This is a genomic window from Dulcicalothrix desertica PCC 7102 (assembly GCF_003991905.1).
Taxonomy (GTDB): domain Bacteria; phylum Cyanobacteriota; class Cyanobacteriia; order Cyanobacteriales; family Nostocaceae; genus Dulcicalothrix; species Dulcicalothrix desertica.
Map to the genome: position 1 here is coordinate 880,694 of NZ_RSCL01000001.1, position 16,701 is coordinate 897,394.

The 16,701-nt window shown below is 39.0% G+C and carries 19 protein-coding genes; 6 read left to right on the plus strand and 13 right to left on the minus strand.

Annotated elements, in window-relative coordinates:
* Positions 1-49 precede the first annotated feature (49 nt).
* Together DSM106972_RS03860 and DSM106972_RS03865 are read left to right on the plus strand one after the other, a co-directional pair.
* A complete protein-coding gene (locus tag DSM106972_RS03860) occupies positions 50-574 on the plus strand; it encodes a retropepsin-like aspartic protease family protein (RefSeq protein WP_127078963.1) in 525 nt (174 codons plus the stop codon).
* Positions 575-709: 135 nt separating this feature from the next.
* Positions 710-1,117 carry a TerB family tellurite resistance protein gene (locus tag DSM106972_RS03865; protein ID WP_127078965.1) on the plus strand — a complete coding sequence of 136 codons (408 nt, stop codon included), beginning with the start codon at positions 710-712 and terminating at the stop codon, positions 1,115-1,117.
* A 50-nt stretch (positions 1,118-1,167) separates the two neighbouring features.
* Here the strand turns inward: DSM106972_RS03865 and DSM106972_RS03870 are convergent, their stop codons facing one another.
* From DSM106972_RS03870 to DSM106972_RS52105, 7 genes are all read right to left on the minus strand, one after another.
* On the minus strand, positions 1,168-1,809 hold the full coding sequence (locus tag DSM106972_RS03870; protein WP_127078967.1) for a response regulator transcription factor: 642 nt from the start codon (positions 1,807-1,809) through the stop codon (positions 1,168-1,170).
* 8 nt (positions 1,810-1,817) lie between these two features.
* On the minus strand, positions 1,818-2,096 hold the full coding sequence (locus DSM106972_RS03875) for a histidine kinase (RefSeq protein WP_158632760.1): 279 nt from the start codon (positions 2,094-2,096) through the stop codon (positions 1,818-1,820).
* Between the two features lie 282 nt (positions 2,097-2,378).
* Positions 2,379-3,233: a sensor histidine kinase gene (locus DSM106972_RS03880; RefSeq protein WP_127078971.1), complete on the minus strand. Its 855-nt coding sequence runs from the start codon at positions 3,231-3,233 to the stop codon at positions 2,379-2,381.
* 133 nt (positions 3,234-3,366) lie between these two features.
* Positions 3,367-6,039, minus strand: a complete 2,673-nt coding sequence (locus DSM106972_RS03885; RefSeq protein ID WP_127078973.1) for a CHAT domain-containing protein — start codon at positions 6,037-6,039, stop codon at positions 3,367-3,369.
* A 659-nt stretch (positions 6,040-6,698) separates the two neighbouring features.
* The gene (locus tag DSM106972_RS54740) at positions 6,699-6,833 is read right to left on the minus strand and encodes a hypothetical protein (RefSeq protein ID WP_267901049.1); all 135 of its coding nucleotides are present in this window, start codon (positions 6,831-6,833) and stop codon (positions 6,699-6,701) included.
* Positions 6,834-7,162: 329 nt separating this feature from the next.
* Complete coding sequence (locus DSM106972_RS03890) at positions 7,163-7,372, minus strand: DUF6887 family protein (protein WP_019488228.1); 210 nt, start codon at positions 7,370-7,372, stop codon at positions 7,163-7,165.
* Entirely contained in the window at positions 7,369-7,542 is a 174-nt protein-coding gene (locus tag DSM106972_RS52105) for a DUF6888 family protein (protein ID WP_170213544.1), read from the minus strand. The genes DSM106972_RS03890 and DSM106972_RS52105 overlap by 4 nt, the downstream gene beginning before the upstream one ends.
* Before the next feature lie 218 nt (positions 7,543-7,760).
* On the opposite strand from DSM106972_RS52105, the gene DSM106972_RS03895 reads away from it, so the two are divergent.
* On the plus strand, positions 7,761-8,030 hold the full coding sequence (locus DSM106972_RS03895; RefSeq protein ID WP_127078975.1) for a hypothetical protein: 270 nt from the start codon (positions 7,761-7,763) through the stop codon (positions 8,028-8,030).
* A 217-nt stretch (positions 8,031-8,247) separates the two neighbouring features.
* Here the strand turns inward: DSM106972_RS03895 and DSM106972_RS03900 are convergent, their stop codons facing one another.
* The 4 genes from DSM106972_RS03900 to DSM106972_RS51145 all read right to left on the minus strand — a co-directional run bounded on the left by DSM106972_RS03900 (position 8,248) and on the right by DSM106972_RS51145 (position 13,104).
* Positions 8,248-9,714 (minus strand): amidohydrolase, encoded by a 1,467-nt coding sequence (locus tag DSM106972_RS03900; protein WP_233787863.1) that lies wholly within the window; start codon positions 9,712-9,714, stop codon positions 8,248-8,250.
* Between the two features lie 282 nt (positions 9,715-9,996).
* Positions 9,997-10,374, minus strand: coding sequence for a hypothetical protein (locus tag DSM106972_RS03905; protein WP_127078977.1), 378 nt, complete (start codon positions 10,372-10,374; stop codon positions 9,997-9,999).
* A gap of 50 nt (positions 10,375-10,424) precedes the next feature.
* Entirely contained in the window at positions 10,425-12,860 is a 2,436-nt protein-coding gene (locus DSM106972_RS03910) for a helix-turn-helix domain-containing protein (RefSeq protein WP_127078979.1), read from the minus strand.
* A 67-nt stretch (positions 12,861-12,927) separates the two neighbouring features.
* The gene (locus tag DSM106972_RS51145) at positions 12,928-13,104 is read right to left on the minus strand and encodes a hypothetical protein (protein ID WP_158632761.1); all 177 of its coding nucleotides are present in this window, start codon (positions 13,102-13,104) and stop codon (positions 12,928-12,930) included.
* Between the two features lie 174 nt (positions 13,105-13,278).
* Here DSM106972_RS51145 and DSM106972_RS03915 point away from each other — a divergent pair, with 174 nt between their 5' ends.
* From DSM106972_RS03915 to DSM106972_RS03925, 3 genes are read left to right on the plus strand one after another with little or no spacing between them, the layout of a single operon-like run.
* Positions 13,279-14,202: a ferritin-like domain-containing protein gene (locus DSM106972_RS03915; RefSeq protein ID WP_127078981.1), complete on the plus strand. Its 924-nt coding sequence runs from the start codon at positions 13,279-13,281 to the stop codon at positions 14,200-14,202.
* Positions 14,203-14,217: 15 nt separating this feature from the next.
* Positions 14,218-14,976 (plus strand): undecaprenyl pyrophosphate synthase, encoded by a 759-nt coding sequence (uppS, locus tag DSM106972_RS03920; RefSeq protein ID WP_127078983.1) that lies wholly within the window; start codon positions 14,218-14,220, stop codon positions 14,974-14,976.
* A 41-nt stretch (positions 14,977-15,017) separates the two neighbouring features.
* On the plus strand, positions 15,018-15,485 hold the full coding sequence (locus DSM106972_RS03925; protein ID WP_127078985.1) for a hypothetical protein: 468 nt from the start codon (positions 15,018-15,020) through the stop codon (positions 15,483-15,485).
* Between the two features lie 318 nt (positions 15,486-15,803).
* On the opposite strand, the gene DSM106972_RS03930 is transcribed toward DSM106972_RS03925, so the two are convergent.
* On the minus strand, positions 15,804-16,196 hold the full coding sequence (locus DSM106972_RS03930; protein ID WP_127078987.1) for a DUF5615 family PIN-like protein: 393 nt from the start codon (positions 16,194-16,196) through the stop codon (positions 15,804-15,806).
* Positions 16,193-16,570, minus strand: coding sequence for a DUF433 domain-containing protein (locus tag DSM106972_RS03935; protein ID WP_127078989.1), 378 nt, complete (start codon positions 16,568-16,570; stop codon positions 16,193-16,195). The genes DSM106972_RS03930 and DSM106972_RS03935 overlap by 4 nt, the downstream gene beginning before the upstream one ends.
* Positions 16,571-16,701: the final 131 nt, after the last annotated feature.

The following is a 16,701-nucleotide window of genomic DNA, read 5'->3' on the forward strand; positions in this document are numbered from 1 at the left end:
CTGGGTATCCTAAGCTTATAGATGTGTCAGGTTAGGAGAACCATATAATATGAAAGGTGTGCGTAAGCTTTGGATTACAATTGTGGGTACGATTGTATTGACGGCGTTACCTACAGGGGTAAAAGCAGATTCTGGTATCTGTTATATGGTTACATCATCTGGTCAAACTGTTAGTTTAGGAAAATTATGCGGCGCCACACAAGATAATGGGGTTTTTCGGGTACCTATCAAGCGTCGTAGTGGTAAGACTCCTGTTATTGATGTTACGTTTAATGGTAATCAGGTGTATGAAATGATTCTTGATACTGGCGCCACTGGTACTTTGATTACACAAGAAATGGCTCGTGCTATGAATCTTAAGCCTTCAGGAACGATTAATGCCAGTATTGCTGATGGTAGTGAAGTTGAGTTTAAAACCAGTGTTGTTAATTCGATTGGTGTAGCTGGCGCCGTAGTTAGTAATGTTGAAGTTGCGATAGCACCAAAAGCTGAGATTGGGTTATTAGGTCATGACTTCTTTGAAAAGTACGATGTAAAGATTCTTGAAAAGCAAGTTGAATTTCATCGTCGCTAGACGAAATAACCGGGTTCAAGTCGGTGTACCCGGTTTTTGAAAGTTTTTTCCTGATGTATAATATATGCTTTTGAAAATATTTGTAATCTTTTAGTCTAGTATACGAGTTTTAGAATTTTTTGAAGAGGTGTAAATATGTTAAAAAGTCTACAATCATTTTTGGGTGTACTATCTCAGCCAGAATCTCATCAAGATGAGCGCGAAGCGACGATAGAATTAATGATTATGACTATGTATGTAGATAAGTCGTTAAAACTTGCGGAAGATGATGTAATAAACCAATATTTGAGCCATATTACCTGGGAATCACCGCTGACTATTGAGCAGTATTTAGGTAAAGCAACAGCTAGAGTTAGAGCAAGTTTATCGGATGCGGAAAAAAGAAAAACTCTGCTTGAAGAAATTAATACTAAATTCAGCAGCAGAGAAGTTAAGCAGCAAGCATTAAAAGCTTGTCATAATTTGGCAGCAGCTGATGGTGATTTGATATCTGAAGAAAAAGAATTTTTAGATACTGTTGCTCAAGTATTCCAAGTTGGATAATTAGTTAGTAGGATATATGTTGGGTCTTGTTCCTTGACCCAACCTACGAATTAAGTGTTGGCAAAGGCGCCGTTGGCATAAATAGCTAACTGCGCGCGATTTTTTAGGTTTAAGCGGTTAAAAATACTATTAATATGAGTTTTTACGGTACATTCTGAAATAAATAGTTTGGTTGCAATTTCTTGATTTGTCGCGCCTATTGCTACTAACTTTGCTACATCTAATTCTCTCGGTGTTAATTTTGATAATTCTTTATTATTTGTTTCGGTGGTATTCGTAAGTTTTGGATTTATTACTCTTTCTAAAAGACCTGGCGCCAGTTGAGCATATCCTGAATTAATACAGCGAATAGCGTTTACAAGTTCGTCCGAAGGCATATCTTTCAGCAAATAACCTTTGGCGCCAGCACGAATAGCATCACTAACATCACGGTCTTCATCGTAAGTGCTTAAAACTAAAACTTTGGCGTTAGGAAATTTTTCGCAAATTTGGCGAGTTGCAGTGCTGCCGTTCATTACAGGCATTCGCACATCCATTAACACAACATCCGGTTGAAGTGTTTCAAATAAAGAAACTGCTTCTTCTCCATTCTCTGCCATACCAATAATTTCTAGGTCAGGCTCTATGCTTAACATTGCCTTTAAACCCTGACGGACTAAACTTTGGTCGTCTACTAGTAATAAGCGAATCATAATTAAACCTAAGATTTCATTTCATTAACTTGATTTAATGATTTAACAGTGCGTCTAACCTCATACATTAAGCTACCACTTAATTGATAAGCTTCTGAAAGAGATTGCTGTGCTTGAGTTGGGTTAAGTTGCCAAAGTTTTTGTGCTACCTGTATCTGTATATGTAAAGCAGCAAGCGATTGTCCTATTCCATTATACGTATTTTGTAAATCTCGATTTTGAGCTAGTATATGAGCGTAATTGTCAGCCTCTAATACATAGCTTTGTAAATATTCTTGTACAGTCATTTCACAGGACTTTTGATGATTTGTGCGTACAATCTTCACCAAATACCATAACGTTAATAGCAAAATTATCGACAACAGAACAGGTAGCATATCTTTCACTCAGTAGTAACAGCAATAGGCGTGAAGATATTATAATTTTATAATTTTCCCTCTTTCACCTCCCTTATTAATAACTCAATTCCAGAAACTTGTGAATGAGTTTTTAAATATTTCCAACTTTAGTTGGAAAGGATAATTCTAAATTTTGATGTATATATATGGTAAGTAGTACTAAAGTTGGAATCAATCGCTTAAATTAAGAGGTTGCCACTCTCCTATGTCAACTGCTGGGCGCCTTGTAATTTCTTGCGTCGTAGAATATTGTAAATCTATCTGACTAATGTCATTTTTTGTATTATATGGAATATCTGTAATATCAGGTGAAGGTGTTTGGTTAAACCCAGAAGACACCTTAGATATAAATAGGGGAATTCCTACACTAATACAACAACCCTCTCCAGGTTGTGAGTCAACACTAAAACGACCTTGTAAAACAGTGACTCGTTCCTGCATTCCTTGAAGTCCATAACCACCACATATTTTCTCAACGTCAAATCCACGACCGTTGTCTTTGACAATTAAATATGCTCCTGTTGAAGTTGTACAAATGTGTATTTGAACTGCTGTAGCTTTTGCGTATTTACGTATGTTATTAAGCGCTTCTTGGGTAATTCTATAAATTGGCGCCACTAAATGTAAAGGCAATTGAACAGATAAATCGATATGAACTTCTGGCAAAATCCCCGTAGTCCTTTCAAAATCTTTAACTAATGACTCAACAAGTTCTTCTATCGACTGAGTTTCAAGCGCATCGCTGCGTAATGCTTTGACTGACTGACGTACTTCTTTAGTAGCAATTTTAACTAGTTCATGCGCTTCAGTCAGAAGTTGAGCTTGGTTGGCATTAGCTTTGCATTTCATAGCAGTTTGTAGCTGAAAGTTGAGTGCTGTCAGCGCATGTCCTACAGAGTCGTGCAAATCACGCGCGATGCGGTTGCGTTCTTGTGCTGCTGAGACATTAGCAAACTGTAAAACGCACTGCCACAGCGAGTCATGCATTTGAGCAAGTTGTTCGGGTGTATAAAGCTCTTCAACCACAGTTATCGTCTCCGTATCCTTCTAATGTCTTATATTTCTAGAGCAAAGAAACTTATGCATCTTGTGGGGTAGGCATCCTTGCCTGCCGTCAGTATAGGACGGGCAAGGATGCCCATCCCACAAGAAAATTCCCTTATGTCCAGTTGCCTAAGAGGACGTATGCTGACCAGTAATAGGGTGATTTATAAGCGGGGGTTTTTAAGATTGTTACTTGTGCGCGTCTTAGTGCTTCGGCTTTGGAGATTCCTGTTTTGTTGGCTTGAACGAGTTCATCGTAAAATTTACTTATTAGTTTGGCTGAGGCTTCATCGTTAACTTGCCACAGTGTTGCTATTGTACTACGGGCGCCACTTCGCACTGCAACACCAGCAAGTCCCAGTGCCGATTTTGTGTCACCTGCTGCTGTTTCACATGCACTAAGTACTAGAAGTTCGAGGGAATTATCGCGCGATAGTTCAACTGTTTTTAATACTCCGCTTAGGTCGTTAACTTTGATTTTGTCATCCCAAGTGACAATAAAAGTTTCATCTGCGTTTGAACTAAATTGACCGTGTGTTGCTAAATGCACGATGGGGTAAGGTGCGGTTGAAACTCGGCTTTTAAATGCGGAGTTTGTAAAGTTTTTATTGATTAATACCTGAGAAGGCATTTCTGATTGTATGCTACTTACTTCTTTAGCGACGTTTGGTAATGGCTCAAAGTTTTGTCGAGCTTCACTTAACCCTGCTATTAATGCTCCTAAACGCTCTTGTCGTAGTGAACGCGGCGCCAGTAATTGCAGTCCTGGTGTAAGGGCTACGCTATACTTTTCTACAAGGAACTGCTTACCGTCATGTAATGCTGACATTGGGATATTCCGCAAAACACCATCTAAGACGAATACTAGTGTTTCGACTTTACTAGTTGCTATATCATCAGCAGCAGGACGTATTACTAAATCATACATTTGTTGCAGCTTAGGCAGCATTAAATCAATGATTCCATCTGTTTGCTGTCTCAGGTCGTCATTTAAACGCGCTGCTAGTTGTTCAAATTCTTTTGTATTGATTTTGGTTTTGTAGTAACGGAAGTCACGGTTATCTTTTGAGTCGGGATTGGCGCCTAATGAAGGTAAGCTGGTAATAATGGCAAGTTGGTCTTTAAGAATAATTGGGTAAATAACTGCTGCTTTAGCATCAACTCTATCTACCTGCTCAGGTTTAGCAGTCAAGCAAGCTTCGCGGAAAAAGTTATCGAGTTCAACTAACTGTAACCCTTCAATGACATCACGCGCGGTTCTAAGATTATTTACATTTTCTGAACTTACAAGCAGTTCTACAAGTTCGCGGTGAATAGGTTCCACAGCATTACGGAAAGAAAACTGCACATCAGGACTTGCAGCCGCTAAATCTGCTCGTAATGATTTAATAGTTCCTACGGCTTCTTTATAGGCAGCAATTGCAGTATCATTCTTATTCTGTGCTTTTGTTACCCTTCCTAACTGCCACTGCCAAAGATATGCAATGTCACCAGCATTAACTTGTTGCGCGAGTTGAAGCGCTTGAGAAGTAAGCTTTTCTGCTTCTTTCCACTGCTTCGTTTGTTCGTAAACACTGCCTAGACTACCTTGTGCATAAGCGAGGGTACGGGGGTTGCCTAACTCCTGCGCTTGTTTTATTGCAACCGCCAAAATATTTGCAGTATCACGCATATAATCATTGGAACCCATCCGCATCATAGTTTGAGCAAGATTTATACGCGCATCTATAGCAGTTTGACTTTGCGGTAATACTTCAACTTCTTTTCTTACCTCTGGTAGCAAGCTTTTAACAGCATCTTCTTGCTTACTATCTACTAGTAAACTAAGTTGGTTAAGCTGTGCTTGAACTTTAATTGCGGGTGCGGATGTTGCAGCTTGCTTGTAAAAATTGAGTGCAGCTTGTGTATCAACTTGTATACGCTCTGTGTCTTCTACAGTAGCATCGAAGTTTATTTGTGCGCGTGATGTATTTCCTAAGCTAAGTTGTGTCAGCGCGATGATTTCAGGTAACTTTAACTCTTGGGCAATTACTAAAGTTCTTTGTAAAACAAGCTTGGCTTGAGGTAAATTACCAATTACCCGTAACGAATCACCCAAAGTTCTTAATGCTGCTGCTGTTTCAGGAGATGCAGGGACTTTTTGTAAAGCTGTTTTCAAGTCTTCTTGTTTAGTAATGTTAGATAAATTTAATCTTGATGCTAATAACTCAACTGCACGGCGATATAATCCTAAGTTTTGTAACGCTCTTGCTTGTTTGACTTGACTTACCAATACTTGTTTAGAATTATTTTGCTGCTTATATAAAGATTCTGTACGTTCCCAGGTTTTTAACGCTGCCTCAGCTTGTCCACGTGCTAGTTGTAACTCACCTTGAATATCATAACTTTGTGTTAATGCTGATATTTGTCCTGGTTGTGAACTGCTGGTTAATAGCTTGATACTTTCGGTAATTGCACTATCTGCATTGTTCCATTGTCCCAATTGTTGGTAAGATAAAGCTAAATTGCTGAGACTAAGCGCTTGTTTAATTGGGTCTTTACCTACTTGGTAAGCTTTCGCTGCTTGTTGAAATAAACTTGCCGCTTCAGAATATTTTCCTTCACTATATAGTGCGCGCGCGGTTTGTTCTTTGGAGGCGCCGGACTGTTGTGTTATAGATACAGTAGACGTAGTGGGTTGAGCAAAAACTGGTGATGTCACACATAACAATGCCGTCGTCAGCATCGGCAGCATGAAACGCATTAAACGCTTATTGTATTTTGTTATACGTTTTATAGTACTTTTCATTTCAAATCTACAATCTAAGTAGCTAAATCGAAACATACCAGTTTTAGAACCATTCGGTTACAAATTTATACATAATTAATATTTCCACCCACAGTTAACATATGCACTCACTCTTGTGGAACATCTCTTGTGGAACATCTCTTGTGGAACATCTCTTGTGGAACATCTCTTGTGGAACGGGCATCCCTGCCCGTCATCTATAAATCAATATAAAATTAAAAATGCAGCATAGTCCCCCATTGCCTGTGCAGCAATACAGTTTTATTTACCACACAGACAGTAGAGAAGAGCATGTAAATATCTGGTCAAATAATAATTCTTGGAATATAACTGATATAGCAAAATTAAACTGTGGACAACAAAATATTTTATTTTCACAAACAACAAGTTTTTCAATACATTAAAGCTACCAGCAAACATTAATTAGGGTGAATCCATGTACAGACCAATCAAAGGATATGCGAATTGGTTGAACATAATGGAAATGTTTGCATAAATAGTTCAACGTTGTGAAATAATTCCTTATAAACATCAGCATAATTGTTTGTTATTGCAAAAATTATAGTTAATAAATAATTTTGCATTTGGGACGGGCAGGGATGCCCGTTCCACAAGACATGTCACAAGAGTAGTAAAATATATAACAGGCGCCGACTTACTTAATCATCTGTAATATTAATAACAATAACGGTAGCATAAGAGTCAATTACAGATTCTGGTACAGTAATTGTTAACTCTCCTGTGGGGTTAGGGTTGAAAGCAGTGTTAAACCAATTATCAATTTTCTCTGACATTATCACTAACTCCATTTGAAACAGGCGCCTGTCATATAATTACCGAATAGTGCGACATTATTACCTACGGTGAGCGCGCTGTGTAATCTTTATAAGAAAGAAGAAAGGCACCGTCCATGCTTGTTACAAAAGGCGCCTATTTAACGCTTCATGTTCTAGATTATTTAGCTGAGTAGTTTTTCTCGACGAATAATTTCACTTAGAACAGCTTGACAAGCTACGGGGAGGGGTACCAATTGCGACGTTAAGTGCGTTGGCAATTGCCCCCAAAGAAAGTACCAATACCAAAACTCGTAGCGCGCGCGAGCCTCGGTAATTTGAATTTGATATCAAGCTTGATTACGCTGCCGTTCCAACCGTTCGCGGAGTGCTGTTGCAACTTCGGGGTCATCAAACCCTTGCTCCGGCAGGTATACCTTAGCGTTTGGGTCACGAAATCTTTCTGCATAAATTGATACAGCTTCGTCATCCTCCCTGTGTTCAAGGATGTATTGCCGAAGCTCTGGGCGGGTCATTGTTGCGAAGTCTGGTTTGCTCATAGAAATCTCCAGTGTCCGTTGGGGTAAATCTCAATTTCTATTTCTTGCCCTGCCAGGATAATTACATTACCTGTACGCGGGTCAAAAGTTCCTAAATTTATCGGTACATACATTTTAGTCAGATATATAGTCCGATTAAAATAGATTTTTAACTGTTCAGAAGTTGGCATCCTTACCTACACCCCTCACTAATTCCTTAACACGTATGTTTTACTCTTCTCGAATGCGCCCTACATCCATGCTTATAGTTGACTTACAGCCAAATTGGGGAATTAAGGCAACTGTATTTATTGTATCGCATAATCAATACATGTCAATACAATACCAAATACAATGATCAATACAGGTGAAATAAAATAGAAGTAATCAAGTTAGGTAGTAGATAACGATGAGTGCAAAAAAAAGAACCTTTGTATCAATTGCAATACCCGAAGACAAGAAAGAGGTTTTCAAAAGCAAGGCTGACAGCGAGGGCAGAAGCATTACTGACATAATCCTGGAAATGATAGATGTGTACATTGCTACTCCTGGTCAGTCCCAAAAACTTCAGGAAATAGACGAGCTAAAATTACAAGTTCAAAAAATGCAGGAAGTTCTTGAAAAGCATAATCAGAAATTCCAGCAGTACGAGCAAGCGCTGGGGGAGTTCGCCGCCTAAGAGAAGAAAATGAGCATCTTAGGCAAATTCATAACTCTCTTTTAGAGACCCTAAAGAAAAAACCCGCCAATGACTAGGCGGGTTAAGTTTTTTAAAACACATTTGTATTATAACTGTATTTAATTGTCAATACAGTTTGTGATGTTCGGAGTTAATGCAGAAAGGCGCTCTTCAAGCTCGTTAAAAGAGGCGCCTCGAAAATTAGTGTATGGAGTTGTTACAATTGAGCGTCTTTATTAGGTCGTAACTCAGCGTCGATTCTATCAGCAATGGAAGTAGCTTCAAGACGAATCCGCTCTGGATCAAGGGTCAGCATCTTACGTTTTTGCATGAGAACTTTTCCATCCACGATAACAGTATCAACATCTTGGGCATTTGCTGCGTAAACTAGATGGGAGATTATATTGTAAATAGGGATTAAATGTGGTTCGTTAAGCTCAACTTGAATCAAATCTGCTTGAAGCCCCACCTTAATAGCACCAATTTTATCTGCCAAGCCGAGTGCTTCTGCACCACCAACTGTTGCCATACGCAACACAGTGTTAGCTGGTACAGCAGTGGGATCAAGAGTTGTGCCTTTATGGATGAGGGCAGTGAGACGAATTGCTTTCCACATATCAAGAACGTTGTTTGAGGCAGCTCCATCCGTACCCAGACCAACTTTTATTCCCGCTTTCAACATCGCTGGAATTGGCGCAAAGGCAGAAGCTAGTTTTAAATTCGAGTCAGGATTGTGGATAACACCAATACCACGTTTCGCCATCAAGGCTATTTCACTTTCGTTAGGCCATACTACGTGCGCGGCAAAAACACGCGGTTCTAAGAAGCCGAGATTTTCTAAGTGTTGCACTGGGGTCGCGTTATAGCGCTTTTGAACATCTTCTACTTCGGTTTTTGTCTCTGCTAGGTGAATTGTCAGAGGGACATCGTATTGACGTGCAGCCTCAATAGCCTGCTTTAAATTCTCTGGCGAGACGGTATAGGGAGCATGTGCAGCAATGGCTGGTATAATACGTGGGTTCTTGCCCTTCGAGCGTTTTACAAAATCTACAGCTGCGGCAAACGCATCATCCCATCCTTGAAAACCAGGGCTAGGAAAATCTATTGACGATGGTGCAATAATGGCGCGCAAACCGCATTCATTCACCACTTGACTAGCAACATCTGGTTTAAAGTACATATCAACAAAAGTCGTTGTTCCACCCCGTATCATCTCCCAACAAGCTAACTGTTCACCGACGCGAACAAAATTATCGTCAACAAACTTTGCTTCCGCAGGAAAGATATAATTTTGAAGCCAATCTTGCAACGCTAAATCATCTGCTAGACCGCGAAACAGTACCATTGCCGAATGAGAATGACCGTTGACAAGACCGGGCATTAGCACCATGCCCTCGCCTGGAATCATTCTGTTAGCTTTGTAAGATGACTGAATTTTGCCTATTTTGTCTACCGCAATAATTTTACCGTTCTTGATTGCAACTGCACCATTCTTGATAACAGATTGTGCATCGTTCATAGTCACGACGTAATCGCCACCTACAATCAAGTCTACATTCCGTCCTCTTCCACCCTCCGGATTGCTATTGCTCCATGCAATGACTACCTGACTGGAAAAGACAAAAAACAATGTGCAAACAAAAACAATCAATACCTTATAATATTTTGGAGGCTCTCTTTTCACTTTATTACTCTCTTTTTACGCTTTGCTTTTACCATCAGTTATTGCAAATAATAAAACACTTTTGCCTCTAATAAAACTTTTTATGCAATTTATTGTCTTAAAAATATAAGTTTATGGTAACTTTTTCTTTACAAAAATTTATATAATTTAATTTAATGCTAGCATAATTATCATTAACTAATTTTTAACCTGCAATTTTCCATATATAACCCAATATATAAAAAGAATGTTGGGTTGCGCGACAGCGCAACCCAACCTACATCATGTTATTATGTTTAAAAATTAATCTACTAAGGTTCCTTGTTCTTGAAGTATTAATTTTCCGCTTTTAAAAACTTGTAGTTTATTGTCTGCTGTGACTCGGTAGAGATATTGACTGTTGCGGAATTCGTAGCCAAGGAAACGACCTGGTGTACGACCATCGGCGCCTTTTGTATGAATTGTTTTGCCATTTAAACGAATTGATTTACCTGTCTTTAAATCTTTGCCTACGTATGTTAGCTTATTACAAGTCACATTCCCTTCAGCACAGTTTCTTGTAATTTTTACACTAAAGTTCTTTGTTTTTATTGTTTCTGCATTTGCTAGTCCAGCGAATAAAGTTGCACTAATAACTGGTAGTAAAACGAAATATTTAGCGTTATTTTTGAGGTTTAACATATTGTTTACTGTGCTTGTAAGATTATATTTATAGATACAAAGCTGCTAATTCAATTTCGTAAAATTGCTTTTTGAAATTTTGAAACTCGTTCTACTTGTTTCGGCGCCTGCATTTGTGTAAATATCTCAATCGCTAGGTCAAAAGCTTCTTTACTTGTTGGTAATTGCAGCTTTTGGTACGTTAGACCTAGTTGAAAGTAAGTAACGGCTAAATCACACTTGGCGCCGATTTTTTCTAATAATTCTATTGCTTGTTCGTGGTGTGTAAGCGCGAGTTCAAATTGTGATTTGTGATGGTATATTTGTGCTAACCCACTTAGGGATTTTGCTTGGACTTGTGTGTAATGGCTTTTTTCGGCAAAGTTTAATGCGGTGGTAAACATTTGGTTGGCTTGAGCATAATCACCTAAGTTTAGATATGTTTGACCAAGCATTTGAATAAAGTATGCGTGTCTTCCTGTATTTTCGTTTAGTTCTTGGGTGATGATTTGAGATGCTGATATTGCTGCACGTGCTTTTTCGTAATATCCTGAGTATGAATTTACTAATGCTAGACAAACTGATGCTTTTTCTGCCCAGCGATGATGGTCGGTGTTTTGCGCTTTGTCTATAACTTGTTGGAATAGTTGTGATGATGCTTCGAGTTCCCATAAGTCGAGTTGATATAACCCGATACTTAATAGTGAATCAACTTCTAGCATTCGTAGGTAGTATGCTTTGTGTTTGTTTTCTTGTTGGGGTATTAGTGATTTGAGGTTTTGCGTTGCTTGTTGTATGGTTTCTTGTTGGCACGTAATTGCTAAGTTGATTTTTCCTGTTATCCAGTATAGGTCTCCTAGGATGTTGTAAAGTTCGCTGAGGTTGTAAGATTCTTCGCTGCGCTCAGAATGACAGGTTTTGCGCTCGGAATGACAGTTTGCAATATTAATGTTTTGGATAATTTGATTAATTAGGGAAATTAGGGGTTGTATGTAGCCGATTCTGTATAATGTACTGCCTAATGGTAAATATTGGCGCCATTGATTGTTTCTGCTTTTGAGAATGACTTTGCCTGCTAGCTCAAATTGGTTGATTTCAATGTAGTGATAGTAAGCTTCTAATGCTTGTATGGCATCTTTGAATGCTGTTATTTGCTGTATGCTGTCTGTCCAAAATTCTGCTGCTTTTTGGTTGGTTATTTCCCAGTCTGTACTTGCACGTAAGCGTGATATAGCTTCTGCACGAATTACTGGATGTAACCAATATTCTCCTTGATGACATTCTATTAATGAACGGTTTCTTAATGAAGTGATTATTTGACGGTGTTCTGTTGCTGGTATATCCCAAAGTAAACTATAAAGTCCAGAGGTGGAAATTTTTGCTACGTCTTGATAGCGATAGCAGCCTAAACGACATAATAAACGATAAGCTGATAAATCAAGAGATTGTAAACGGTTAATTTGACTGACTGTTAAATTCTTCAAATCTATGACAGCAAGGGGGTCTGCGCGGTTTTCTTGCCAATACTTTGCCATGTTACCTGCAAAGTCTTCTTGAATTGTACCGCAGAGTATACCCATTGCTTTGGCATTTCCACCATAGGCGCGCTGCATGTCTTCTAAGGTTGGTAAGTCTATTTCTACTCCTCGGTTCTGAAAAAATTGTAGCCATGCGGGTTTTTCTAAACCTGGAAGACGGTAATGTTCGACGTTTAAACTTGGTTCACATAACCTGTCGCGACTCGTTACTAAAGTAATAGATTCTACGCGCGTATCACTCAATACTCTTAATAGCTCAACATAATTTCTGTGTGCCTCAATAAATCTACCTTGTCCATCAAGTGCTGATTCTATATTGTCTATTAATACACCAATTTTACGTCCGTGTAATTGACGCTTTAATCTTAAAAGCGATACGCCAAATTCTACACCTGGTTCTTCATTAAAGTCTTGTTTGAGCCATTCTTCAACTACATGTTCTGCTGCTGTAATATTCTGCGTTTCTTTCGCCATCAAAAGTTCTAGCACCAAATCAAACTCACCATGCAGGTACTCAGTAGCGAGAGTTGTTTTGCCTAAACCACCTTCACCTTGAATGACTATGACTTTTGCACCCTGATTTTTAAGCGTGTGCAGGTGCGTTATTGCTTCTCCCCTTCCTAGAAAGTTAATATTTCCAATATCTATATTATTTTCTACAGGCGCCACAGCAACACAAACAGGTCGGAAACCAGATATAGTAGCAGCTTTACGACAACACCGTTCTAAAATTGAACGACAGTTACCCTTAGTAATTTTCTGTTTGAGTGCTTTTGATAGCAACTTCCACAACTGCGAACCAACATCTTTAGCATGTCCTTCCGTACATCCGTATTGATTTGCTATCTCTAAATACTTTCTACCCAACCAAACTTGCTGAAGAATAATTCTTTCCAGTTCGCTCAAAGTTTCTCCGGTGTGCGCTGGAACAAAAGTATCTAACCATGCCAAAACTGCTTCAGCGTTCATCGCCTCACTTTGCTGACTATATAGATATGCTCATTAGTCCCAGTTTAAGCTGTAAATTCAGGAATTTTTAACAAGATTCTGTAAATCCTACTTTTTCTCCGACTTTCTCCGACTGACAAAAATAGCTGGCGCCAATTAAGCTGTGGTAACGGTCGCAATAATATTGGCAACGGATGATTCTAGGATGTAACGGATAAGTTATCTCACATCTTGCACCAGGGTTAGAAACCGGGCTTCTTGACAAAAATATCACTAGAAACCCTAATTTATCGTAAAGAAGCCCGGTTTCTTTTGGCTTGTTGAGAATGCTGCAAGATGTAAGTTATTGTTTGCGAACAGAATTTAGCAATTTAAAACTACCTATCCGTTACATCCGTTGTATCCGTTGCAAACTAACCCGTCACATTTAAATAAAACCATGCTTAACACCCTAAATTTATTACAAACCAATCAAAAATCTAACTTCTGGCAAATTCAACGCCGAATTCGCGCGTTACTCAACAATTATCTTACACTCGACCAATTAAACGAACGCTTACAAGACTTACCAGTACAATTTACCAATCCTCAATCACGTCCTTGGAAACAAATTGACTGGCAAGCAATAAACCGTGACCAAATAATTGGTATAGATATTGACGTATTCTTAGCAATCCTCAAAGGTAGTCTAGATACCGAGGCGCCTATTCGAGGATACACACAAACAAGCCGTCAATACTTGCAAACTTTACATCCATCTCTAGCTAGATTTGTTGGAGGTAAAGTTAATGAATACAACGAATTAATAGAACTTGGACTGTGGGAAAAAGAAGAACGTCAACACACTCCAGCACTACAAAAAATCTATCACCAACTTACAGGCGAAAAAATAACACCGACTTTACGAACGGTTCGAGGTTATCTACCAACCGACAACCCACACGAAGATTTATATCGTCACGGGTTACACCGAGTTGCAACTGAATACGGCGCCACCTGTTTATATATATGGATGATGGCACATACAACAGGCGCCTTATATTCTGTACTTGAACAGCTTGCTATAGACGAAATTAACCACATGACAAAGTTTTGGGGTTTTGGAGTTTGGGTATACCCCAATACATCTTTACAGAGAGTTATCAGTATCTTCATCAAAACTCGTCGTCAAAGTGAAGTGCGTAACAATTTATTCCGCACCCTCAGCCGTATGATGAAAGCGCTCAAATGGGAAGCGTGGACGCTAAATAATAAAATCACTTTGATTTTAGTGTCTATTTATACAATATTCCGGCTATTGAAATGGAATAACACCCTGACACCACAGTACTTGAACGAATTATTTGGAATGGACGCTCACTAATTAGATATAAACCCTATGAATAACACCATTACTCAATTACCTATCGATTTAGACTCACAGCGTTTACCCCAACATGTCGCTTTAATCATGGATGGAAACGGTCGCTGGGCAAAAAAGCGTGGACTACCACGTATTGCAGGACATCGCCAAGGTGTAAGGATGTTGAAAGATATACTACGGTGCTGTAAAGATTGGGGAATTAAAGCATTAACTGTATATGCTTTCTCTACAGAAAATTGGGGTAGACCGTTCGAGGAAGTTGAATTTTTGATGCGGTTGTTTGAGCGTGCATTGAAAAAAGAGTTAGACGCAATGCACTCAGAAGGTGTGCAAATTAGATTTATTGGTGATTTATCAGCTTTACCTCAGTCACTTGTTCAACTTATTGACCTTGCCACTGAAAAAACACAGCACAATCAAACGCTTCAATTCAATATCGCCGTTAACTATGGTGGGCGCGATGAAATAATTAACGCATGTCGTCAAATAGGAGAGCTTGTACAAACAGGCAAACTTGACGCATCAGATATAAACGAACAGTTATTTTCGCTTAAGCTATACACAACAAATTCACTAGAACCCGATTTACTAATTCGTACTAGCGGTGAAATGCGGTTGAGTAACTTCTTACTCTGGCAAATGGCTTATACAGAAATGTATTTTACAGATGTACTCTTCCCCGACTTTGATAGAACAGCTTTTCATCAAGCTTTACTAAGTTACCAAAAACGTGACCGTAGATTTGGCACAATCAAAACATCTTTGTCCGCATGAGGATAAAATGCACTATGTAGAGTTCAGGACAAATAACACTTATGCGAGTACTAGTTAGTGGAATGATAATCACTCTTGGATTATCTTCGCTTCCAGCATTAGCACAACAGCCAAAAGTCTCAGAATCTCAAGTAGCTGCAATGGTTGAAGCACTACGAATTTCGGCGCCTAAAAATACCCCAAATGACGGATTATATAGCGATTGGCAAGTAAAGCCAGGAACCGTTAAACTATGGACAAAAAATTGTTTGAAAAAAGAATTAACACCAGCACAATTTCAAAATGACCCAGCAACCGCACGTCAAGTAGTATCATGCGTAATTAACCGTGAATTAACCAAACAGTTTCGCGCCATTCCCAACAACGAAACCGCCGCTGTAGGCAGTGTAGCCTGCTGGTGGATGACTGGTAACTACACAGGCTGCAACAGTGGATTCACCGCTGATTTTGTTAAAAATGTAACAAAACTCTATCAGCAACAGCGCTCAAAACCAAAACCACAACCCTAACACTTTAGTCTTAATACTTTCTTGTAAAAAGTTGTTTCTTATAGAAACTTCTTGTGGAACGGGCATCCTTGCCCGTCTACTCACTATCAGAAGTAAATATTTTGACCACAGAGACACAGAGTCCACAGAGAGGAAAGTGCTTATCAACTTTTTGCAATGCTCAAGGCAGAATGGCTTTTATACTTTGAACGGGTAAAATCTAGACTTTTGTCATGAGTCGGGCACGAAGGGCGCAGTTTTCCCGCTTTCGCGCGCATCTGAAAGATTTTCACTTGCTTTAAAAGTAAAGTTTTAACCCGTGTGTAGTATGTAACAACATCATGGAATGAAAAGCCGACCGACACCCATATAATTTTCAATGTCTAATGCAATTTCAATTAAACGGTCAACACATCGTTCTCGATAGTCGAACTCATCAAGACGGGTAAGGTCGCTAATTGTTACCACAGGAAACGAGTCTTCTGTATTTTCCTCACGCATTACCTGTTCAAGTGAATCATCGCCCTTCATATTTCGGTTTGCTGTGAGTATTATCATACCGTTTGACTGAGCGTAACGCCAGACAATGCGGTCGCTACTATTCATCAATAAACCAACTTCTCTAAAAGTAACAAAACGTATAAGTACTAATTCAAGCCAACCCAACTTCGTTAAGATGCCAAGAAAAACAAGAGCATACCCGTCGAGATTATAATCAACCAGAAAAATCATACTCGTCCAAAATTCCGTTCGGCTTTTTGCTTTTCTAGTTTTGCCCAGAGGGCTTCAGTTCCAGGTTTATGAAGTGTACTAGCAATTCGAGCAAAGTGTTCGTGATTTTTTTCTTCCCAATATTGACGAATTTCTTCTCTAGTTTGTAGAACTTCTTGATATTCAGCTTCTAGCTGAGTAGAATTTGCCGAAATATAAGACATAGCTGCGTTAATTTGTTCGTCTGTAAGATCAAACTTATCACGAATTAATTTTGGTGGGTAACTAGCTTTCAGAAAATCCATAACATCGTAGATAGTAATACGACTGCCCGCTATACTTAACCCACGTTCTGTACGAATTATTAATGGTTGACCAGTGGATGCTAATGACATAATCAGCACGTTCTATTATGGTTTCCTACTATATTAACAAAAGACAAGACTTTATAGTACAAATAATGTAAGTTATTCACTGCAGGTTTCACCACAAATGCCCAAGTAACGGTCAAACGAACTAATAACAA